Raw genomic sequence first — 20,559 nt, 5'->3', positions numbered from 1 at the left:
CTGCCCTGGCCCTCGGCGTCCGCGTCCTCCCTTAGGCTGTGGGAATGAGTACAGTTCTCGTTCTGAACGGCCCGAACCTGGGGCGGCTCGGCAGTCGCGAACCCGACGTTTACGGGTCGGCCGACCTCGATCAGCTGCGCACGATGCTGACGCGGGCCGCCCCGGCGGGGATGACGGTCGACGTGCGCCAGACGGATGACGAGGCCGAGCTCATCCATTGGCTGTACGAGGCCGTCGACGAGCGCCTTCCTGTCATCCTGAACCCGGCGGCGTTCACGCACTACAGTTACGCGCTGCGGGATGCCGCCGCTCTCGTGACGAAGGCCGGCGTCACCCTGGTCGAGGTACACCTGTCCAACCCGCACGCCCGGGAAACGTTCCGCCACACGAGCGTCGTCAGCGCCGTGGCCACCGGGGTGATCGCCGGGTTCGGCTTCGATTCCTACCGTCTGGCCCTGGACTTCATCGCGAGGTCGGTGCCGGCGACCGCCTGACCGGCCGGGTCTCGCGCCTTTGGTGCGCGGGCTGCGGGCAACTACACTCGTTGATGGCCGATTCGGCCGCGCACCTTTCTAATTGAACCCAGTGAACGGAACACATTTTCATGGCATCAACCGCCGATATCCGGAATGGCGTCGTGCTCAACATCGATGGCCAGTTGTGGGCAGTCACCGATTTCCAGCACGTCAAGCCGGGCAAGGGCGGCGCCTTCGTCCGCACCAAGCTGAAGAACGTCGTGACGGGCAAGACCGTCGACCGCACCTTCAACGCCGGCGCGAAGATCGAGACCGAGAACGTCGACCGCCAGGACTTCCAGTATCTGTACGCGGACGGCGACTCCTACGTCTTCATGGACGTGTCCGATTTCGATCAGCTGCACGTACCGGCCGTCGTTGTGGGCGACGCCGTCAACTTCATGCTTGAGAACCAGAACGTGACGATCGCCCTGCACAACGGCAACCCCCTCTACGTCGAGCTGCCGGCCTCCGTCGTTCTCGAAATCACCTACACCGAGCCGGGCCTTCAGGGCGACCGCTCAACCGGCGGTACCAAGCCGGCCACCGTCGAAACGGGCTTCCAGATCCAGGTTCCCCTGTTCCTCGAGCAGGGCACCCGAGTCAAGGTCGACACCCGCACCGGGGATTACCTGGGCCGCGTCAACTAGTGAGCGCTCGAACCAAGGCGCGCAAGCGTGCGATCGACATCCTGTATGCCGCAGACGTGCGGCAGAGCACCATCCCGGAGTCGCTCGCCCTCGAGGCGCAGCGCGCCGCGAGCGAGCCGGCCCGGATGGCCTCCTGGCTCTACGCCCGGGACATCATCGACGGCGTCGTGGATCACCGCGAGGAGATCGACGAACTCATCGAGACGTACTCGCAGGGCTGGACGCTGGCTCGCATGCCCGTCCTCGATCGCGCCATCCTGCGCATCGGTATCTGGGAGATCCTCTTCAACGACGCCGTTCCGCACGCTGTCGCCATCGACGAGGCGGTCGAGGCCGCCAAAATCCTGTCGACGGATGACTCGGCGGGCTTCGTGAACGGACTCCTCGGGCGCATCGCCCAAACCGCACCATCCGCGTAATCCGTTCTGCCAGGGGGTCGCATGACCAACACCGAGCCCGCACCGCCCCGCGACCCGGAGCCGTATCCGCCAGCCTACGGACAGGCGCCCTTCCCGGCGGCGCCGAAGACGAACACACTGGCGATCATCTCCCTGGTGTCGGCGTTCTTCGTCTCCCTGGCGGCCGTGATCACCGGGCACCTTGCCCTGGGGCAGATCAGGCGTACCCATGAAGGCGGCCGGGGTCTGGCGATCACCGGGCTCGTTCTCGGCTACGTGGGCATCGCCGCCACCACCCTGGCGCTCGTGATCGCCGTCGTCGTCGCCGCGACCGTGATTCCGCTCATCGCGGCGGCCGTGAACGGAGCCGTGGGCGACCAGCCGTGGAGTTCGTCCACGAGCGAGCCGCAGACGGATGAAGCGAACGCGGATGCGTCGCAGGAAGCCCTGCCCACCGGCACCGTCGGCGCGGCCCACTTCGACGACGGCTACCTGTCGGTCGGCACCGGCGCCGCGCTCGTCGACGTCTACTTCGACCCGATGTGCCAGTACTGCCGGCAGTTTGAGGAGACGAACGGCGGCGAGCTGGCTGTCCTCGCCACTGACGGGACCATCACCTTGCGGCTGCACTCGCTCACTTTCCTCGACCGGGTCTCGCAGGGAACGGCCTACTCGACCAGGGCATCCGCCGCCCTGACCTGCCAGGCCACTCTCAACCCGGAGAACCTGCTCGCCTTCCAGGCGGCCCTGTTCGCGAACCAGCCCGCCGAGAACTCCGCGGGGCTCGGCGACTCGGAGCTCGCGGCCCTCGTCGACAACCCCGTCGACATCGACGACTGCCTCGCGGCCGGCGAGTACCAGGCCTGGTCCCGGGCCAACACCGAGCAGGCCCTGAACGGCATGATTGCGGATGCCGAGGTCACCCGGATCCGGGGCACGCCGACCGTGCTCGTGAACGGCAGCGTCTACGACGGCGGACTGACCGACCCGGCGGAATTCCTGGGCTTCCTCAGTAGCAACTCGGTCGGCTGAGCTCAGCCGCCGTGGTCTCAGGTGGAGACCGTGATGCCGGCAACGGTGCCGGCGACCAAGGATGGCCAGGCCGAGCGCAGAAAGTGGTGCCCTGCAGCTGCAGGTGACATCGAGGTCCGTAAATGCCCACCGCCGGCTGCTGACGGCCGCGGCGCTCAGCTCGGACGCGGACGGGCCCGGGCACCTCTCGATGTTCTTTCGCTGCCCTGGGGTGACCTGGCGCCGTCCTCCCTCACCTGGGGCCGGCAACCGATTCATGACGGCAGCCACATCGGCGCCCCTGGGGGTGGTGAGGCCCAGCACAGGGGAGCCCGCGTCGGGTGCTAGGGTGAAACCCGGAAATGACATCCTTTAACAGCCGTCCGGTGAGGCGGGGAAGGAGGTCGGGTTGATGGCACGCACCGTGCTGAACCAGGCTGATATCGCTCGAGCGTTGACTCGGATCTCCCACGAGATCCTGGAGTCCAATCGAGGTGCCGAGAACCTCGTGATCCTCGGCATCCCCACTCGCGGGGTCGTTCTGGCCCGGCGCATCGCCGAGACCATCGCGCGTATCGAGCCCACAGCGACGGATGTCCGGGTCGGCTCCCTCGACGTCACCATGTACCGCGACGACCTCGGCCACACCCGCACCCGCACGCCGTCCCGCACCCTGGTTCCCGGCAGCGTCGACGGCGTCACGGTGGTGCTCGTCGACGACGTGCTCTACTCGGGCCGCACCATCCGCGCCGCCCTCGACGCCCTCGGCGACCACGGGCGGCCGACCGTCGTGCGCCTGGCCGTGCTCGTGGACCGCGGCCACCGCGAACTGCCGATCCGGGCCGACTTCGTGGGCAAGAACCTGCCCAGCTCCACCGCGGAACGCATCAACCTGCACCTGCTCGAGGTCGACGGCGACGAGTTCGTCAGCATCGACGGCGGACCGCTCGAAGGCGACGAGGGGGTGGCGTCATGAGGCACCTCCTCTCGACCAAGGGCATGAGCCAGGGCGAGGCGATCCTGCTGCTCGACATCGCCGAGGACATGGCTGATGTCGCCAACCGCGAGGTGAAGAAGCTGCCCACCCTGCGCGGCAAGACCGTGGTCAACCTGTTCTTCGAGGATTCGACGCGTACCCGGATCTCCTTCGAGGCCGCCGCGAAACGGCTGAGCGCGGACGTGATCAACTTCAGCGCCAAGGGCTCGAGCGTGTCGAAGGGCGAAAGCCTCAAGGACACCGCCCAAACCCTCGCCGCGATGGGTGCCGACGGGGTCGTCATCCGCCACCCCGCCTCCGGGGCACCCCATGTGCTGGCCGAAAGCGGCTGGATCGACGCCGGCATCATCAACGCGGGCGACGGCACCCATGAGCATCCGACCCAGGCGCTGCTGGACGCGTTCACCATCCGGCGCCGGCTGCACCGGGGCGCCGCGCGCGGTCGGGGCCTGGACGGCGTCACGGTCACCATCGTCGGTGACATCCTGCATTCCCGGGTGGCACGCTCGAACCTGTGGCTGCTCACCACGCTCGGCGCGCATGTGAGCCTGATCGCGCCGCCCACCCTGTTGCCGATGGATATGAGCGGGTGGCCGGCGGAGTCGGGCTTCGACCTGGATGCGGCCATCGACGCCGGGCCCGACGTGGTGATGATGCTGCGCATCCAGCAGGAACGCATGGACGCCGCCTTCTTCCCGAACAGCCGCGAGTACTCGCGCCACTGGGGGCTGGACGATGAGCGCTTCGGCCGTCTGCCCCCGACTACCATTGTGATGCACCCCGGCCCCATGAATCGCGGCCTGGAAATATCTTCAGCGGCGGCCGATTCGGCCGGCTCGACCGTGCGCGAACAGGTCGCAAACGGGGTTTCAGTGCGGATGGCGGCACTGTACCTGCTGTTGTCCGGCGATCGGGAGGATTCATAGATGTCCAGCGACAGCGCGGCCAGCACGCCGTACCTGATTCGAGGCGCGACCCTCGCGGACGGCACCCGCACCGACTTTATCCTCGCCGACGGCATGATTCGCGAGATCGGTTCCGGGCTTTCTGGTGCCGGCGCAACCGTCGTCGACGCGGCCGGACTGATCGCTCTGCCCGGCCTGGTCGACCTGCACACGCACCTGCGCGAGCCGGGCTTCGAACAGAGTGAAACCATTCTGACCGGCAGTCAGGCCGCGGCCGTGGGCGGCTTCACCAGCGTGTTTGCGATGGCCAACACCTCGCCCGTGCAGGACACCGCCGGCGTCGTCGACCAGGTTCTCGCCCTCGGTGAGCGCGCCGGCTATGTCACCGTGCAGCCGATCGGCGCCGTCACCGTCGGGCTTGCGGGGGAGCGCCTGGCCGAACTGGGCGCCATGGCCACCAGTCGAGCCCAAGTGCGGGTCTTCTCCGACGACGGCTTCTGCGTCTCCGACCCGCTGTTGATGCGCCGGGCCCTCGAGTATGTGAAGGCGTTCGACGGCGTCGTCGCCCAGCATTCCCAGGAACCACGCCTGACTGAGAAGGCGCAGATGAACGAGGGGGCACTCTCCAGCGAACTCGGGATGGTCGGCTGGCCCGCGGTCGCCGAGGAGTCGATCATCGCACGCGATGTGCTGCTCGCCGAGCACGTCGGGTCGCGTCTGCACGTGTGCCACGTGTCGACGGCCGGCTCGGTCGACGTCATCCGCTGGGCCAAGGCCCGCGGCATCCAGGTGACCGCCGAGGCCACCCCGCATCACCTGCTGCTCACCGAGGACCTGGTCGTCGGCTACGACGCGCGGTTCAAGGTCAACCCGCCGCTGCGCCGCCGCGAAGACGTCGAAGCACTGCGCGCCGGCCTCGCCGACGGCACCATCGACATCGTTGCCACCGACCACGCCCCGCACCCGGTCGAGGCGAAGGACTGCGAGTGGGACGCCGCGGCGAACGGCATGGTCGGCCTCGAATCCGCCCTCTCCGTGGTGCACGCGGCCGTCGTCAACACCGGGCTGCTCGACTGGAAGGACATCGCTCGCGTGCTCTCCAGCAGCCCCGCCCGGATCGGCCGGCTCGCCGGCCAGGGCCAGGGTCTTCTGGTCGGGGCTCCCGCCGAGCTCACCCTCTACGATCCCGCCGCGAGCCGCGTCTTCGAGCGCGGCAACCTGGCCGGCAGGAGCGCCAACTCGCCCTACCTGGCGATGACCCTGCCGGGTCGGGTGCTGGCCACATTCCACCGGGGCTACGCCACGGTTCTGGACGGTGCGCTGCGGCCCGCCGAGGAGATCGCGGCACTCGAGGAGCGCACCCATGGCTAGGACCATCGCCACCGTCATCACCGTCGCCGTGCTGCTCGGCCTGCTCGGCCTCATGCTACGCAGTTGGCGGGGCCGTAGCCGCCGCGATGCCGCCCTGCCGGCCGGCTACCCGCTGCCCGTCGACGCGGCACTCGAGCTGGCCTCCGCCGCCGTGTTCTACGTTGCCACGACCCTCCGCGCCCAGCCGCTCGAGCGCCTGAACATCCCTGGCCTGGGTTTCCGGGCCCGGGCCCGCCTGACCGTGACCGACGCGGGCGTGATCCTGGCCCTGGCCGGCGAGGAGGCGGTGTTCATCCCTGCCTCGGCCATCGCCGTGCTGGAAGACGCCACCGTGGCCATCGACCGCGCCGTCGAGACCGACGGCCTGCTGCTGCTCGGCTGGCGGCTGCCCGGCACCGACAGTCAGATCGTCGACAGCTACTTCCGAATCCTTGACCCATCCGACCGCGTCAGCGTGAACGACGCCATCCGAACCATTGCGGCCGACGCCCGGCGCCCGGCCGCGCGCGATGAAAGCGAGGCCTAGCGTGAGCAACGCAACGACCCCCGACCGACCGACTCCTGCTGTGCTCGTACTCGAAGACGGCCGCCGCTACGAAGGCCGTTCTTACGGCAGCGTGGGGCAGACCCTCGGCGAGATCGTCTTCGCCACCGGCATGACCGGATACCAGGAGACCCTCACCGACCCGTCCTACGCCGGGCAGATCGTGCTGATGACGGCGCCGCACATCGGCAACACGGGCGCCAACGACGAGGACATGGAGTCCCGCCGTATTTGGGTCTCCGGCTTCGTTGTGCGCGAGCCTGCCCGCATCGCCTCCAACTTCCGGTCCACCCGCAGCCTCGATGACGACCTGACGGGCGGGGGAGTGGTCGGGATCAGTGGTGTCGACACGCGTGCGATCACCCGCCACATCCGCTCGTCCGGGGCCATGAAGAGCGGGATCTTCTCCGGCGACCGTTTCGGCCTCTCCGATGGCGAGCAGCTCGAGCTGGTGCGTGCCGGGGCCGGCATGCGCGGCCGCAACCTGTCCGATGAGGTATCCACGGTCGAACCGTTCTCGGTGCCCGCCCAGGGCGAGCGCATCGGCTCGGTCGCCGTGCTCGACCTCGGGGTCAAGACCTCCACTCTGGGCCACCTCGCCGCGCGCGGCTTCGAGGTGCTGGTGCTGCCCCAGTCGGTCACCGCCGAGCACGTGCTGTCCCTCACCCCGTCGGCCCTGTTCTTTTCCAACGGCCCCGGCGACCCGGCAGCCTCCGACCTGCACGTGAACCTCCTCCAGGAGATGCTGCGAGCCGGTGTGCCCTACTTCGGGATCTGCTTCGGCAACCAGCTGCTCGGCCGCGCCCTCGGCTTCCGAACCTACAAGCTGCCCTTCGGGCACCGGGGAATCAACCAGCCCGTGCTCGATAAGACCACCGGCCGGGTAGAGATCACCTCGCAGAACCACGGGTTCGCCGTGGACATGCCCATCGAGGGAGTGCATGAGTCCCGCACCGGTTTCGGCCGGGTGGAGGTGAGCCACTACAGCCTCAACGACCAGGTGGTCGAGGGCATCCGCTGCCTCGATATCCCCGCTTTCTCGGTGCAGTACCACCCGGAGTCGGCGGCCGGCCCACACGACGCCGAGTACCTTTTCGATCGGTTCAGGGATGTGGTGGTCGCGCATCGTGCGGCCACCGGAGCAGGAGACGCCAAGTAATGCCCAAGCGCGACGACATTAACAGCGTTCTCGTCATCGGATCGGGTCCGATCGTGATCGGCCAGGCCTGCGAGTTCGACTATTCCGGAACTCAGGCCTGCCGGGTGCTGCGGGCCGAGGGGGTCAGGGTCATCCTGGTCAACTCCAACCCGGCCACGATCATGACCGACCCCGACTTCGCCGACGCCACCTACATCGAGCCGATCACCCCGGAGATCCTCGAGACGATCATCGCCAAGGAACGCCCCGACGCGATTCTGCCGACCCTCGGCGGGCAGACCGCGCTGAACGCCGCCATCCAGCTTCACGAGCGCGGCATCCTGGCCAAGTATGATGTCGAACTCATCGGCGCCTCCTTCGACGCCATCCAGAAGGGTGAGGACCGCCAGATCTTCAAGCAGCTGGTGCTGGATGCAGGCGCCGGCGTCGCCCGGTCCTACATCGCTCACACGGTCGAGGAGGCAGTCGGCTTCGCAGGCGACCTCGGCTACCCGCTCGTCGTTCGCCCCTCCTTCACCATGGGCGGCCTCGGCTCCGGCTTCGCCTACACCGAGTCGGAACTGCGCCGCATCGTCGGTGACGGGCTGCACCAGAGCCCCACCAGCGAGGTCCTGCTGGAGGAATCCATCCTTGGCTGGAAGGAATTCGAGCTCGAGATGATGCGCGATACGGCCGACAACACGGTCGTCGTCTGCTCGATCGAGAACGTCGACCCGGTCGGCGTACACACCGGCGACTCGATCACCGTCGCCCCGGCGCTGACTTTGACCGACCGCGAGTACCAGAAGCTGCGCGACATCAGCATCGACATCATCCGCGCCGTGGGGGTGGATACCGGCGGCTGCAACATCCAGTTCGCGATCAACCCGGCCGACGGTCGCATCATCGTGATCGAGATGAACCCGCGCGTGTCCCGCTCCTCCGCCCTGGCGAGCAAGGCGACGGGCTTTCCGATCGCCAAAATCGCCGCGAAACTCGCGCTCGGCTACCGGCTCGACGAGATCCCGAACGACATCACCGGTGTCACCCCGGCCAGCTTCGAACCCACCCTGGACTACGTCGTGGTCAAGGTGCCCCGGTTCGCGTTCGAGAAGTTCCCCGCCGCCGACCAGCGTCTGACCACCACCATGAAGTCCGTGGGGGAGGCGATGGCCATCGGCCGCAGTTACGCCTCCGCGCTGCAGAAGGCGCTCCGCTCGCTCGAGAAGCGCGGTTCGTCGTTCCACTGGGGAGCCGAGACTCGCACGGTCGACGAGTTGCTCACGGTCGCCGAAGTACCCACCGACGGCCGGATCGTCACCGTTCAGCAGGCGCTCCGCAAGGGTGCCACCACCGAGCAGGTTTTCAACGCCACCAAGATCGATCCGTGGTTCATCGACCAGATCGTGTTGATCAACGAGATCGCGGACGAGATCGCCGCCGCCGAGCGCCTCGACACGGACATCCTCCGCACCGCCAAAGACCACGGCTTCTCCGACGCCCAGATCGGCGAGCTGCGCGGCTTCGGCGAAGCGGATGTGCGCACGGTGCGCCACATCCTCGGCGTGCGCCCCGTCTTCAAGACCGTCGACACCTGCGCGGGGGAGTTCCCCGCACTCACGCCGTACCACTACTCCAGCTACGACCAGGAGACCGAGGTCGTGCCCAGCGACCGCAAGAAGGTCGTCATCATCGGCTCCGGCCCGAACCGCATCGGCCAGGGCGTCGAGTTCGACTACTCCTGCGTGCACGCGTCGTTTGCCCTCTCCGAGGCCGGCTACGAGACCATCATGATCAACTGCAACCCGGAGACGGTCTCGACCGACTACGACACCTCAGACCGGCTCTACTTCGAGCCGCTCACCCTCGAGGACGTGCTCGAGGTCATTCACGCAGAAAGCCAGAGCGGCGAGCTCGTCGGCGTGGTCGTGCAGCTGGGAGGCCAGACCGCGCTCGGCCTCGCCAAGGGCCTCGAGGCCGAGGGCATCCCGATACTCGGCACCACCCCGGAGGCCATCGACCTGGCGGAGGAGCGCGGACTCTTCTCCGGCATCCTCGAGCAGGCCGGCCTGCTCGCCCCCCGCAACGGCGTCGCCACCGACTACGCCGGCGCTGTGGTCGTTGCCGAGGAGATCGGCTATCCCGTGCTCGTGCGCCCGAGCTACGTGCTCGGCGGCCGCGGCATGGAGATCGTCTACGACTCGGCAGCGTTGGCCGACTACTTCAACCGGATGGCCGGACAGGGCATCATCGGCCCGTCGCATCCGCTGCTCGTGGACCGGTTTCTCGACGACGCCATCGAGATCGACGTGGACGCCATCTACGACGGCACCGAGCTCTACATCGGCGGCGTGATGGAGCACATCGAGGAGGCCGGGATCCACTCCGGCGACTCGAGCTGCACCCTGCCGCCGGTCACCCTCGGCCGTGCGGAGATCGACCGAGTGCGCGAGGCGACGCTGGGCATCGCCCGCGGCATCGGCGTGCGCGGCCTGCTCAACGTGCAGTTCGCGATCGGCGCCGGCGTGCTCTACGTGCTCGAAGCGAACCCGCGCGCCTCGCGTACGGTGCCGTTCGTGGCCAAGGCCCTCGGCATCACCCTGGCCAAGGCCGCAGCGCTGATCATGGTCGGCAAGACCATCGCCGAACTCAAGGCCGAGGGCAAGCTGCCTCTGATCGACGGCTCGCGGGTGCCGATGGATGCCCCGGTCGCCGTGAAGGAAGCCGTGCTGCCGTTCAACCGGTTCCGCACGCCCGAGGGTCTCGTCGTGGACTCCGTGCTCGGCCCGGAGATGCGCTCGACCGGTGAGGTCATGGGCATCGACCGCGACTTCCCGCGGGCCTTCGCCAAGAGCCAGCTCGCCGCCTACGGCGGAATCCCGCTCACCGGCACCGTATTCGTGTCGGTCTCCGACCGGGACAAGCGCGCGATCATCCTGCCCATGCTGCGCTTGCAGCAGCTCGGCTACTCGATCACCGCCACGGAGGGTACCGCCGAAGTTCTGCAACGCAACGGCATCCGCGCCGCCATCGTCACCAAGTTCAGTGAGAAGACCGACGAGGCGGACGTGTCGATCGTGGAACTGATCCGCCGCGAAGAGGTGCAGATCGTCATCAACACCCCCGGCGGTCGCACCGCCCGAGCCGACGGCTACGAGATCCGCGCGGCCGCGGTCGCCGCGGACCTGCCGCTGTTCACAACCATCGCCGAGTTGAGCGCCGCAGTGGCCTCGATCGACGCGATTCGCGGCGGCTTCGAGGTGACCTCGCTGCAGGAATACGCCCTCACCCGGACGGCGGCACTGTGAGCCGCGCGCACGAACAGGACGGGTCGACCGCAGCGGTCGGCCCGGCCGCACCGGCCGCCTTCGGCGAGCGGTTGGGTAATGTCTTCTCGGTCCGGGGACAAGTCTGCGTCGGCATCGACCCGCACGCCTGGCTCCTGACCGACTGGGGTCTGCCGGACACGGCCGCCGGGGCGGAGTCTTTCGGCCGCCAGGTCGTGGCCGCCGCCGCTGGCCAGGTCGGCCTGGTGAAGCCCCAGGTGGCCTTCTACGAGCGTTTCGGCTCCGCCGGGTACCTTGCCCTGGAACGGGTGCTGGCGGATGCCCGCGCCGCCGGGCTGCTCACGATCGCGGACGTCAAGCGCGGCGACCTCGGCACCAGCGTGGAGGCGTACGGCCAGGCTTGGCTGAGCGAGGAGTCCCCCCTGGAGGTCGACGCCATCACCGTGAACGCGTATATGGGCGTCGGGTCGCTGGAACCGGTGTTCAGCCTTGCCGCCCAGACCGGCAAGGGGATCTTCGTGCTGGCCGCCACCTCGAACCCCGAGGCGGCGGCGCTCCAGCGGGCCGTGATCGCCGAGGGGAATCAGATCGGCCAAAGTGTCGCCCAATCCGTCTTCGGCGCCGTGACCGAGCGGAATGCCCGGTCCGGGGCTTCCTCCCTCGGCTCGGTCGGGGTGGTGCTCGGCGCCACACTGGACCTGGCCACGTTCGGACTGGACCTCTCCGTGGCGCCCGCCCGGGGGCTCACCCCCATCCTCGCTCCTGGCTTCGGTCACCAGGGCGCGCAGGTCGTTGATCTGAAGAACTTGTACGGGGGGTACGCGGAAGGCGTTATCGTGAGTGAATCGCGCAGCGTTCTAGCGGTCGGCCCCGACCGAATCAAACAAGCGATTGCGCGCCGAGTAGTTGAAGCAGGAGCTGCCCGTGGCTGAGAATCGCCCCACCCCACCCGACGTCGATCGGGTTGCCGCCTCGCGCGCCGCCGTGGCGGCTCGCCGTGCACGCGCCGCAGTTAAAGGCCAGATTGCGCACGGAAAACGTAGCGCGCTAGACGTGTTGTTCGCCGCGACCGAGAGCCCGGACGGCATCGAAGGGCGCCTGCGGGTGACCGAGTTCCTGATCAGCATTCCGGCGATCGGCGTCACCAAGATGCACCGCATCATGGAGAGGCTCGAGATCTCGCCGTCGAAGCGATTGGGAGGGCTGGGCAAGCACCAACGCGATCGGTTGCGAGATTTTCTCACCACCCGCACCGCCGCGAAGCGCGACGATTCCTCCGCGAAGCTTGTCGTGCTGGCCGGTCCCACCGCGGTCGGCAAGGGAACCGTCGCGGCGCACATCCGTCAGCATTACCCGGGCGTGCACCTGTCGGTGTCGGCCACGACCCGGGCACCTCGCCCAGGCGAGACCGAGGGCGTGAGCTACTTCTTCGTCGACGACGCCGAATTCGACCGGATGGTCGCGGCCGGCGACCTGCTCGAGTGGGCGACCGTGCACAACGCGCACCGCTACGGCACCCCGCGAGGTCCGGTCACGGAGGCGTTGAACGAGGGCCACAGCGTGCTCCTCGAGATCGACATCCAAGGAGCCCGGGCCGTTCGCCGGGCCATGCCGGAGTCCAGACTGGTCTTCCTGCTTCCGCCGAGCTGGGACGAACTGGTGCGCCGGCTGATCGGCCGGGACACCGAGGCGCCCGCCGAACAGGCCCGCCGGCTCGAGACGGCCAAACTCGAATTGGCCGCCCAGGGGGAGTTCGATTACCGGGTCGTGAACCACGACGTGGGCGAAGCGGCGCGCGAGGTCATAGACTTGATGAATCTGCGTACGGCACCGTTGCTGCCGTAGCGCCCGTTTTCCGTGATTCTGCGCGTCCCGCAGCACAAACCGCTCTGAAGGAGTGACACCAATGGCTACCAAGCTCACTGGCATCATTGACCCGCCCATCGACGACCTGCTCACCAAGGTCGACTCCAAGTACGCCCTCGTGGTCTTCGCCTCCAAGCGCGCGCGTCAGATCAACGACTACTATGCGGACCTGCACGAAGGCAGCCTGTTCGACAATGTCGGCCCGCTCGTCGACTCGACCGTCGACGACAAGCCGCTGTCCGTCGCCCTCCGCGAGATCAACGAAGACAAGCTCACCTCCCGCCCCATCGCCGAGTAACGCACCCACAAGCGCGCAGGATGTCGTCAGGTCGCACGATTGTCGTCGGGATAACCGGCGGCATCGCTGCCTACAAGGCCGTGAACGTCGTGCGCGCTTTCGTGTTGCGGGGGGACTGCGTGCACGTCGTGGCGACGCCGGCGGCGCTGCGATTCGTCGGCCGGCCCACCCTGGAGGCCATCTCCCGCAACCCCGTGCACACGGACCTCTATGAGGGCGTCGCCGAGGTGCGGCACGTGGCCATCGGCCAATCCGCCGATCTGATCGTCGTGGCCCCGGCCACCGCGAACACCATCGCGAAGCTCGCCGCCGGCCTCGCCGACGACCTGCTCGGCAACACCATCCTGGCCAGCACCGCCCCGCTCGTGATCGCCCCGGCGATGCACACGGAGATGTGGAACAACGCGGCCACGGTCGCCAATGTGGCCACCCTCCGCACCCGCGGCGTCATCGTCGTCGGGCCGGGGGTCGGCCAGCTCACCGGCGCCGACACCGGAGCCGGCCGGATGGAAGAGCCCGACACCATCGTCGCCGCGGCCCTCGCCGCCCTTACCGCGGCCAACCGCACCGAGGGGCCAGGCGCCGACCTGGTCGGAAAGCACGTCGTGATCACCGCTGGCGGCACTCGCGAGCCCCTCGACCCCGTGCGCTTCCTCGGCAACCGTTCCAGCGGCAAGCAGGGGGTCGCCCTGGCGCAGGCCGCCCTGGCTCGGGGTGCGTCCGTGACCCTGATCGCCGCGAACCTCGAGGTTGCCGCACCAACCGCGGTGGAACTCCGGCTCGTGGGCACCGCGCTCGAGCTCGAGGCGGCCGTCACGGATGCCGCCGCCGGGGCCGACGCCGTGATCATGGCGGCCGCGGTCGCCGACTACCGGCCGCTGCAGGTGAGCGCCGGCAAGATCAAGAAAGACGAGACCGGCGACACCCTGCTGCTCGAACTGACCCGCAACCCCGACATCCTCGCCGGGCTCGCCCGGACCAAGCGGACGGGCCAGGTCCTGATCGGGTTCGCCGCCGAGACGGAGCCGGATCCGGTTCGCCTGCGAGAACTCGGCCGCGAGAAAATGGCGCGCAAGGGCTGCGACTTCCTGGTGGTCAACCGCGTGGGCTGGGCGGAGGGTTTCGCCTCGGACCGTAACGCGATCACGGTGCTCGATCACGACGGAGATATAGTGTGTGAGGTCTCCGGCACCAAATTGTCGGTGGCCGGGCGCATCCTTGACCTGATCGCCTGAGATTTCCCGGGCCTCCGGTCACCGGGGTTGCCGATGCCGTCGCCCGGTCTCAGCGGGGTTTTTTTCACGTTCATTTCTTCTACACGTTGTTCTGCAACAGAGACGGGCCAGATGCGCGATCTACGCCTTTTCACTTCGGAGTCGGTAACCGAAGGTCACCCCGACAAGATCTGCGACCAGATCTCCGACAGTATTCTGGACGCGCTCCTGACGGAAGACCCGCACAGCCGGGTCGCCGTCGAGACCCTCGTCACCACCGGTCTCGTGCACGTAGCCGGCGAGGTCACCACCGAGGCCTACGTCGAGATCCCCTCAATCGTGCGCAAGTGCATCACCGATATCGGCTACGACTCTTCGGACGTCTGGTTCGACGGCCGTTCCTGCGGTGTGGAGATCTCCATCGGCGGCCAGTCGCCCGACATCGCGCAGGGCGTGGACAACGCCTTCGAGCGTCGGGAAGAGTCCAGCGTCGAGGACTTCGACCGCCAGGGCGCCGGCGACCAGGGCATCATGTTCGGATACGCCACCCGGGAGACTCCCCAGCTGATGCCGATCCCGATCTGGATCGCACACCGCCTCGCCGAACGCCTCGCCGAGGTGCGCAAGTCAGGCGAACTCGACTATCTCCGTCCCGACGGCAAGACCCAGGTCACCATCGGCTACGACGGCATCACGCCGCGCTCGGTCGAGACCGTCGTGCTGTCGACCCAGCACTCGCCGAAGGTGTCCAACGAGCAGCTGCGCGCGGAGGTCGAGGAACTCGTCATCCGACCGGTGCTCGCCCGCGTGGAACTGGACTCGTCCGAACTGAACACGCTGATCAACCCGACCGGGCGGTTCGAGATCGGCGGCCCTCAGGGCGACGCCGGCCTCACCGGGCGAAAGATCATCATCGACACCTACGGCGGTTCCAGCCGGCACGGCGGGGGCGCGTTCAGCGGCAAGGACCCGTCGAAGGTCGACCGCTCCGCAGCGTACGCGATGCGCTGGGTGGCCAAGAACGCCGTGGCGGCCGGGCTGGCCGACCGGCTCGAGATTCAGGTGGCCTACGCCATCGGCAAGGCCTCGCCCGTCGGGCTCTACGTGGAGACCTTCGGCACCGGGGTGATGGCCGACCGGGACATCACCGCGGCGATCCGCGCGGTCTTCGACCTGCGCCCGGCCGCGATCATCCATTCCCTCGACCTGCTGCGCCCGATCTACGCGCAGACCGCCACCTACGGCCACTTCGGCCGCGAGCTTCCCGACTTCACCTGGGAGCGCCTCGACCGGGTCGACGAGCTGAGAAGCGCTGCCGGACTGTGACCGGGCAGGCGCGGCGCCGATGACCCGCTCCGGCCTCGTGGCCCGGGTGCTCATCGACTCGCCGCTGCCGCAGCTCGACCACCTGTTCGATTACAGCATTCCCGACGAGCTCGCCGGCACCGCCCGACCCGGCGTGCGCGTGCGGGTGCCGCTGCGCTCGGCCGGTCGCGTCGCCGACGGATACCTGATCGAGGTGCTGGGTGCGGCCGAGGGGCGCGGTGCGGTCGGACCGGCCGCAGGCCCGGAGGTGCTGCCGGGTCTGGAGGCCGGCACCGACTTCCGGGGCGCGCTCAGCCCGATCGAGAGCGTGGTCTCCGCCGCCCAGGTGCTCACCCCCGAGGTCTGGGAGCTCGCCCGTCGGGTCGCAGACCGGGCCTCCGGGAACGCGAGCGACATCATCCGTCTGGCTGTGCCCCCGCGCCAGGTGCGGGTGGAGAAGGCCTGGCTGGCGGCGCGAACAGCGGATCCGTCCGCCCCGGCCGACGGGACGGCGGGTGCTGCTACCGTGGCCGAGCCTGGCACTGTGGCCGACCCCGCCACCCCCGCCGGGCCGGCCTGTGCCGACTACCCGGCCGGTACCCTCGACACGGCCGTCGCCACAGGGGCGCGCCTCTGCGTGGCCGCGGTGCCCGAGCTGCAACGGCTGCCGGACGGGCAGACCATCGGGAAATGGGCGCTCACCCTGGCCGAGCTCGCGGTGGCCGGCCTGGCCGCCGGGCGAAGCGCCATCCTCGTCGTGCCGGACTACCGCGACCAGGACCAGCTTCAGGCCGCCCTCGACCTGCTGGCCCCGGCCGGCTCGGTCAGCCGGGTCGATGCACGCCAGCCCAACCCGGAACGCTATCGGGCCTTCCTGGCCGCCCTCGCCCCGGAACCCCGGATCGTGCTCGGCAATCGGTCGGCCGTCTACGCGCCGGCCCACGACCTCGGTCTGATCGCGCTCTTCGACGACGGCGACCCGCTGCACGGCGAACCGCTCAGCCCCTACGCGCACTCCCGCGACGCCGCGCTCGTGCGCCAGGGCCAGTCCGGCTGTGCCCTCGTCTTCCTCGGCCACACCCGCACCGTCGAGGTGCAGCGCCTGGTCGAGCTGGGCTGGCTCACTGCCGTGCACCCCGCGCAGAACCGGCATCCGCGGATCATTCCCACCGACTTCCAATCCGAGCCCGACCAGCAGGCCCGCGCCGCGCGCATCCCGACGGCCGCGTGGCGGGCCGCCAAGGAGGCGCTGGCCCACGGCCCCGTGCTGGTGCAGGTGGCCAGCCCCGGCTACGCCCCGATGCTCGCCTGCCAGAGTTGCAAGAAGGCCGCCCGCTGCACCACCTGCCAGGGGCCGCTCGGTTTGGCCTCCAAGGACTCCACCCCGTCGTGTCGCTGGTGCGGGGCGCTGGCCGCCAACTGGAACTGCACGCACTGCGAAGGGCGCGCCCTGCGGGTCGTCACCCTGGGAACCGGGCGAACCGCCGAAGAACTCGGCCGGGCGTTCCCCGGCGCGCGCATTATCGTCGCCGACGGCGACCATCCGCTGCAGCACCTCGGCGACGCCCCGGCCCTGGTGATCGCCACCCGCGGCGCGGAACCCATCCCGACGGGTGGGTACCGGGCCATCCTGCTGCTCGACGGCGAACGGATGCTCGCCCGGGAATCCCTGCGGGTCGGGGAGGACTGCCTGCGCTGGTGGTCCAACGCCGCGGCACTGGCGGCCCCGGGGGCCGCTGTGGTACTGGTCGGCGTGGGCGGGCTCGTCGCCCGGGCGCTGAACTCCTGGCAGCCCGAGATGCTCGCCGCGTCGGAACTGGCCGATCGCCGCCAACTGCGATTCCCGCCCGCGGTGCGGGCGGCATCCGTCACCGGCTCCGACGCCGACGTCGCCGTGGCCCTGGCAGAGCTGGCCGGGATGGACGGCGTGGATGTACTCGGCCCGGTCACCACGGAGGACCCCCTGGTGCGTGCGATCGTACGGCTGCCCTATGCCAGCGGTGACGACGTGGCCCGTGCGCTCAAGGCCGCGATCGTAAGGAATGCCGCCCGCCGCCGGCGCCCGAAGGGGGCGGCCTTCCGCCCCGCGCCTACACTCAAAGTACGATTCGACGACCCGGAGCTGCTCTAAATGAAACTCGTCTTCGCCGGCACGCCGCAGGCGGCCGTGCCCAGCCTGGTCGCCCTGGCTCAGTCCCACCACGACCTCGCGGCCGTGATCACCCGGGCGGATGCCCCGTTCGGCCGCAAACGCGTGCTCACCCCCTCGCCGCTCGCGCGAGCCGCCGTCGAGAACGGGCTGCACGTGATCAAGGCCAATCGCCTCGACGAGGCCGCGACCGTGGAGATCGCCGCACTGCGACCCGACCTCGGCGTCATCGTCGCCTACGGCGGGCTCGTGCGCGAACCGCTGCTGTCGGTGCCCCGGCTCGGTTGGATCAACCTGCACTTCTCCCTGCTCCCGCGCTGGCGCGGCGCCGCTCCCGTGCAGCACGCACTTATGGCCGGCGATGAGCAGACTGGCGCCGCCGTGTTCCAGCTGGTTCCGGAACTCGACGCGGGCGCCGTGTTCGCGCAACTGACGCGGGCGATCGTCGAGGACGACACCGCGGGCAGCGTGTTGCGGGCGCTCAGCGACAGCGGCGCGCGCCTGCTGCTTCAGGTGATCGACGCCCTTGAAGCCGGCGGCGCGCAGGCGAACCCGCAGTCCGGTCCGGTCACCCTGGCCCCCAAACTGACTCTCGCCGATGCCCGTATCGACTGGTCCGAACCGGCCGTCTCGGTGCGCAACCGGGTGCGCGGGGTCACCCCGGAGCCGGGCGCGTTCACGGTGCTCGGCGACGCCCGCCTCAAACTCCAGGGCGTTGCCCTGACCCAGGGAGCCGAGCCGCAACCGGCCGGCCTGATCCGTGAGATCGACAAGAAAGTGCTGATTGGGACGGGGACCGAGCCGCTCGAGCTGGTCACCGTGCAACCGGCCGGAAAGACGCAGATGAAGGCAATCGACTGGTGGCGCGGAGTGAATTGGACGGAGGTGGTCGCCTCATGAGCGACGATCGTCGCCAGGGGCGAAAGAACGACGTCCGTGCTCAGGGCGGACACGGCCTGGAGCGCCCGCAGACCGACTTCGTGCAGCCGGCCCGGCGGGTGGCCTACGAGGTCATCGCCGCCGTGCGGGAATCAGACGCCTACGCGAACCTGCTGCTGCCCAGCCGCATCAAACGGGCGGCGCTCAGCACCGCGGATGCCGCATTGGCCACCGAGCTGACCTACGGCACCCTGCGCATGCAGGGCTTCTATGACCGGGTGATCGCCGACGCGGCCGGTCGGCCCGTCACCGCGATCGACCCGGCCATCCTGGACGTGCTGCGTCTCGGTGCGCACCAGTTGCTCGCCACCCGGGTGGCCACCCACGCCGCCGTGAACGAGTCCGTCGAACTCGCCCGTCAGGTGGGCTCCCGCGCCGCCACCGGCTTCACCAACGGTGTGCTGCGCACCATCTCCCGCTCCAGCGCCGACGAGTGGCGCGAACGCGTGCTCACCGAAGCCACCAGTGATGATGACCGCCTTGCCGCGGAGCACTCACACCCGGTCTGGGTGGTGCGGGCGTTCCGGCAGTCGCTGCGCCTTGAGGGCCGTGAGGCCGAGCTCGAGGAGCTGCTGTCGGCCGACAATGCCGCGCCCAAGGTGAACATGGTCATTCTGCCCGGACTCAGCAACACCGAAGACACCGACGGTCTCGGCGTTGCCAACGACTTCTCGCCCATCGGTTTTGTGCTGGCCGGCGGCGACCCCGTGCACCTGATGCAGGACAGCGGCGGACGCCTCCGCGTGCAGGACGAGGGATCTCAGCTGGCGGCCCTCACGCTCAGTCGCGCCCGCCCGGTCGCGCCGGGGGAGCGTTGGCTCGACCTGTGCGCGGGCCCCGGCGGCAAGGCCTCCCTGCTTGCCGCCGAGGCGCTGGCCGGCGGGGCCAGCCTCGTCGCCAACGAGCTCGTCCCGGCCCGGGCCACCCTCGTGCGTAAGGCGCTGGCCGCCGTGCCCGGCGAGGTGCCCGTCTGGGAGGAGGACGGCACCCGGTTCGGAGACGAACATCCGAAGGAATTCGACCGGATCCTGCTGGATGCTCCCTGCACCGGGCTCGGCGCGCTACGTCGGCGCCCGGAGGCCCGTTGGCGCAAGCAGCCCAAGGACGTCGCCGAACTCTCCGACCTGCAGTCCGGGCTGATCCACGCGGCCCTCGGCGCGCTCAAGCCGGGTGGGGTGCTGGCCTACGTCACCTGCTCACCGCACATCGCGGAGACTCGCGGGATCGTGGCCACCGCGCTCAAGAAATGGGAGGGCCATGTGCGCACTCTCGACACGGCATCCGTGCTGCAGGGGCTGAGCAGCTCCGAGCTCGACCTGCCCGGCGACGGGGGCAGTGTGCAACTGTGGCCGCATCGGCACGGCACCGACGCTATGTTCATCACCCTGCTCGAGCGCACGGAGTAGTCCGCGACCCGGGCCCGTGCTTTCGTGTCCCTGCGCATTCGGGCCCCTGCCTTCGGGCCCGCGTATTCGGGCCCCTGCCTCGACCCGATCTGACGGAGATTCTGGCTCCCCTGGTTTTTCCGGGGGCATGGCCCGGCCGAGCCCGCGCGTCGCGTGGCCAACTCAGGACATCCGTCGGCCGGGCTGCCCAGCCGCCGCGAATCAGTGCGGAACCGGGATAGATATCCGACCCGGCCGGCGGGATCTCCTGAGTTGACCACGACACTCGCGAATGCGCAGCGTGACTTGTGCGGGCGGGGCGGCGTCGCGTGGCCGCGCCCGCGCGTCGCGTGGCCAACTCAGGACATCCGTCGGCCGGGCTGCCCAGCCGCCGCGCACCAGTCCGGGACCACTGCGGATGCCGCTGCAGCCGGCCGGATCTCCTGAGTAAGCCACAACGCGCACCCGATCCGCGGCAGGGCTTGCGAGCTCCAGGCACCCAAGTCCCTTTCCGTCGCAGCCCGAATGAAGTCGACGGAAAGTCTGGTTGAAAACAACTTTTGTGAAAGGTTCTGGACCCATTTCGG

18 protein-coding genes are annotated in these 20,559 nt (G+C 69.1%); all 18 read left to right on the top strand.

What is annotated here, in order from left to right:
* The first annotated feature begins 44 nt into the window (after positions 1-44).
* The 18 genes from E3O18_RS01435 (at position 45) to E3O18_RS01350 (ending at position 19,993) form a co-directional block, all read left to right on the top strand.
* Positions 45-494: a type II 3-dehydroquinate dehydratase gene (locus tag E3O18_RS01435; protein ID WP_134396126.1), complete on the top strand. Its 450-nt coding sequence runs from the start codon at positions 45-47 to the stop codon at positions 492-494.
* A gap of 110 nt (positions 495-604) precedes the next feature.
* Positions 605-1,165 (top strand): elongation factor P, encoded by a 561-nt coding sequence (efp, locus tag E3O18_RS01430; RefSeq protein ID WP_104100509.1) that lies wholly within the window; start codon positions 605-607, stop codon positions 1,163-1,165.
* Positions 1,165-1,584, top strand: coding sequence for a transcription antitermination factor NusB (nusB, locus tag E3O18_RS01425; protein ID WP_104100510.1), 420 nt, complete (start codon positions 1,165-1,167; stop codon positions 1,582-1,584). Before efp ends, nusB begins: the two co-directional genes overlap by 1 nt.
* A 21-nt stretch (positions 1,585-1,605) precedes the next feature.
* Positions 1,606-2,595: a DUF4190 domain-containing protein gene (locus E3O18_RS01420; RefSeq protein ID WP_134417284.1), complete on the top strand. Its 990-nt coding sequence runs from the start codon at positions 1,606-1,608 to the stop codon at positions 2,593-2,595.
* A 388-nt stretch (positions 2,596-2,983) separates the two neighbouring features.
* Entirely contained in the window at positions 2,984-3,550 is a 567-nt protein-coding gene (gene pyrR, locus E3O18_RS01415) for a bifunctional pyr operon transcriptional regulator/uracil phosphoribosyltransferase PyrR (protein WP_134417282.1), read from the top strand.
* A complete protein-coding gene (locus E3O18_RS01410) occupies positions 3,547-4,497 on the top strand; it encodes an aspartate carbamoyltransferase catalytic subunit (RefSeq protein ID WP_134396122.1) in 951 nt (316 codons plus the stop codon). The genes pyrR and E3O18_RS01410 overlap by 4 nt, the downstream gene beginning before the upstream one ends.
* Positions 4,498-5,847: a dihydroorotase gene (locus tag E3O18_RS01405; protein WP_134396121.1), complete on the top strand. Its 1,350-nt coding sequence runs from the start codon at positions 4,498-4,500 to the stop codon at positions 5,845-5,847. It abuts the gene before it with no gap.
* Positions 5,840-6,373 carry a hypothetical protein gene (locus tag E3O18_RS01400; RefSeq protein WP_134396120.1) on the top strand — a complete coding sequence of 178 codons (534 nt, stop codon included), beginning with the start codon at positions 5,840-5,842 and terminating at the stop codon, positions 6,371-6,373. Before E3O18_RS01405 ends, E3O18_RS01400 begins: the two co-directional genes overlap by 8 nt.
* Before the next feature lies 1 nt (position 6,374).
* Positions 6,375-7,550: a glutamine-hydrolyzing carbamoyl-phosphate synthase small subunit gene (gene carA, locus E3O18_RS01395; RefSeq protein WP_241973246.1), complete on the top strand. Its 1,176-nt coding sequence runs from the start codon at positions 6,375-6,377 to the stop codon at positions 7,548-7,550.
* A complete protein-coding gene (carB, locus tag E3O18_RS01390) occupies positions 7,550-10,837 on the top strand; it encodes a carbamoyl-phosphate synthase large subunit (protein ID WP_134396119.1) in 3,288 nt (1,095 codons plus the stop codon). The genes carA and carB overlap by 1 nt, the downstream gene beginning before the upstream one ends.
* Positions 10,834-11,748: an orotidine-5'-phosphate decarboxylase gene (gene pyrF, locus E3O18_RS01385; protein ID WP_174722047.1), complete on the top strand. Its 915-nt coding sequence runs from the start codon at positions 10,834-10,836 to the stop codon at positions 11,746-11,748. The genes carB and pyrF overlap by 4 nt, the downstream gene beginning before the upstream one ends.
* A complete protein-coding gene (gmk, locus tag E3O18_RS01380; RefSeq protein ID WP_134396118.1) occupies positions 11,741-12,661 on the top strand; it encodes a guanylate kinase in 921 nt (306 codons plus the stop codon). The genes pyrF and gmk overlap by 8 nt, the downstream gene beginning before the upstream one ends.
* Positions 12,662-12,722: 61 nt before the next feature.
* Positions 12,723-12,980 carry a DNA-directed RNA polymerase subunit omega gene (gene rpoZ / locus E3O18_RS01375; RefSeq protein ID WP_134396117.1) on the top strand — a complete coding sequence of 86 codons (258 nt, stop codon included), beginning with the start codon at positions 12,723-12,725 and terminating at the stop codon, positions 12,978-12,980.
* 20 nt (positions 12,981-13,000) lie between these two features.
* A complete protein-coding gene (gene coaBC / locus E3O18_RS01370) occupies positions 13,001-14,215 on the top strand; it encodes a bifunctional phosphopantothenoylcysteine decarboxylase/phosphopantothenate--cysteine ligase CoaBC (RefSeq protein ID WP_134396116.1) in 1,215 nt (404 codons plus the stop codon).
* 111 nt (positions 14,216-14,326) lie between these two features.
* Positions 14,327-15,520, top strand: coding sequence for a methionine adenosyltransferase (gene metK, locus E3O18_RS01365; RefSeq protein WP_134396115.1), 1,194 nt, complete (start codon positions 14,327-14,329; stop codon positions 15,518-15,520).
* A gap of 19 nt (positions 15,521-15,539) precedes the next feature.
* Positions 15,540-17,630, top strand: a complete 2,091-nt coding sequence (locus tag E3O18_RS01360; RefSeq protein WP_134396114.1) for a primosomal protein N' — start codon at positions 15,540-15,542, stop codon at positions 17,628-17,630.
* Positions 17,631-18,548 (top strand): methionyl-tRNA formyltransferase, encoded by a 918-nt coding sequence (fmt, locus tag E3O18_RS01355; protein ID WP_134396113.1) that lies wholly within the window; start codon positions 17,631-17,633, stop codon positions 18,546-18,548.
* Positions 18,545-19,993: a transcription antitermination factor NusB gene (locus E3O18_RS01350; protein WP_134396112.1), complete on the top strand. Its 1,449-nt coding sequence runs from the start codon at positions 18,545-18,547 to the stop codon at positions 19,991-19,993. Before fmt ends, E3O18_RS01350 begins: the two co-directional genes overlap by 4 nt.
* The last annotated feature ends 566 nt before the right edge of the window (positions 19,994-20,559 follow it).

The sequence above is a fragment of the Cryobacterium sp. TMT2-42-4 genome, assembly GCF_004402645.1.
In the GTDB taxonomy this organism is placed as follows: Bacteria; Actinomycetota; Actinomycetes; order Actinomycetales; family Microbacteriaceae; genus Cryobacterium; species Cryobacterium sandaracinum.
Note: the sequence above shows the minus strand (reverse complement) of the source record. Positions and strands in the feature narration are given on the sequence as shown.

Excerpts from the sequence above, each read along its gene's own strand:
- rpoZ (WP_134396117.1), top strand. The coding sequence starts at position 12,723 with ATGGCTACCAAGCTCACTGGCATCATTGACCCGCCCATCGACGACCTG.
- E3O18_RS01410 (WP_134396122.1), top strand. The coding sequence starts at position 3,547 with ATGAGGCACCTCCTCTCGACCAAGGGCATGAGCCAGGGCGAGGCGATC.
- fmt (WP_134396113.1), top strand. The coding sequence starts at position 17,631 with ATGAAACTCGTCTTCGCCGGCACGCCGCAGGCGGCCGTGCCCAGCCTG.
- E3O18_RS01400 (WP_134396120.1), top strand. The coding sequence starts at position 5,840 with ATGGCTAGGACCATCGCCACCGTCATCACCGTCGCCGTGCTGCTCGGC.
- E3O18_RS01405 (WP_134396121.1), top strand. The coding sequence starts at position 4,498 with ATGTCCAGCGACAGCGCGGCCAGCACGCCGTACCTGATTCGAGGCGCG.
- carB (WP_134396119.1), top strand. The coding sequence starts at position 7,550 with ATGCCCAAGCGCGACGACATTAACAGCGTTCTCGTCATCGGATCGGGT.
- coaBC (WP_134396116.1), top strand. The coding sequence starts at position 13,001 with ATGTCGTCAGGTCGCACGATTGTCGTCGGGATAACCGGCGGCATCGCT.
- metK (WP_134396115.1), top strand. The coding sequence starts at position 14,327 with ATGCGCGATCTACGCCTTTTCACTTCGGAGTCGGTAACCGAAGGTCAC.
- efp (WP_104100509.1), top strand. The coding sequence starts at position 605 with ATGGCATCAACCGCCGATATCCGGAATGGCGTCGTGCTCAACATCGAT.
- E3O18_RS01350 (WP_134396112.1), top strand. The coding sequence starts at position 18,545 with ATGAGCGACGATCGTCGCCAGGGGCGAAAGAACGACGTCCGTGCTCAG.
- E3O18_RS01360 (WP_134396114.1), top strand. The coding sequence starts at position 15,540 with ATGACCCGCTCCGGCCTCGTGGCCCGGGTGCTCATCGACTCGCCGCTG.
- E3O18_RS01420 (WP_134417284.1), top strand. The coding sequence starts at position 1,606 with ATGACCAACACCGAGCCCGCACCGCCCCGCGACCCGGAGCCGTATCCG.
- E3O18_RS01435 (WP_134396126.1), top strand. The coding sequence starts at position 45 with ATGAGTACAGTTCTCGTTCTGAACGGCCCGAACCTGGGGCGGCTCGGC.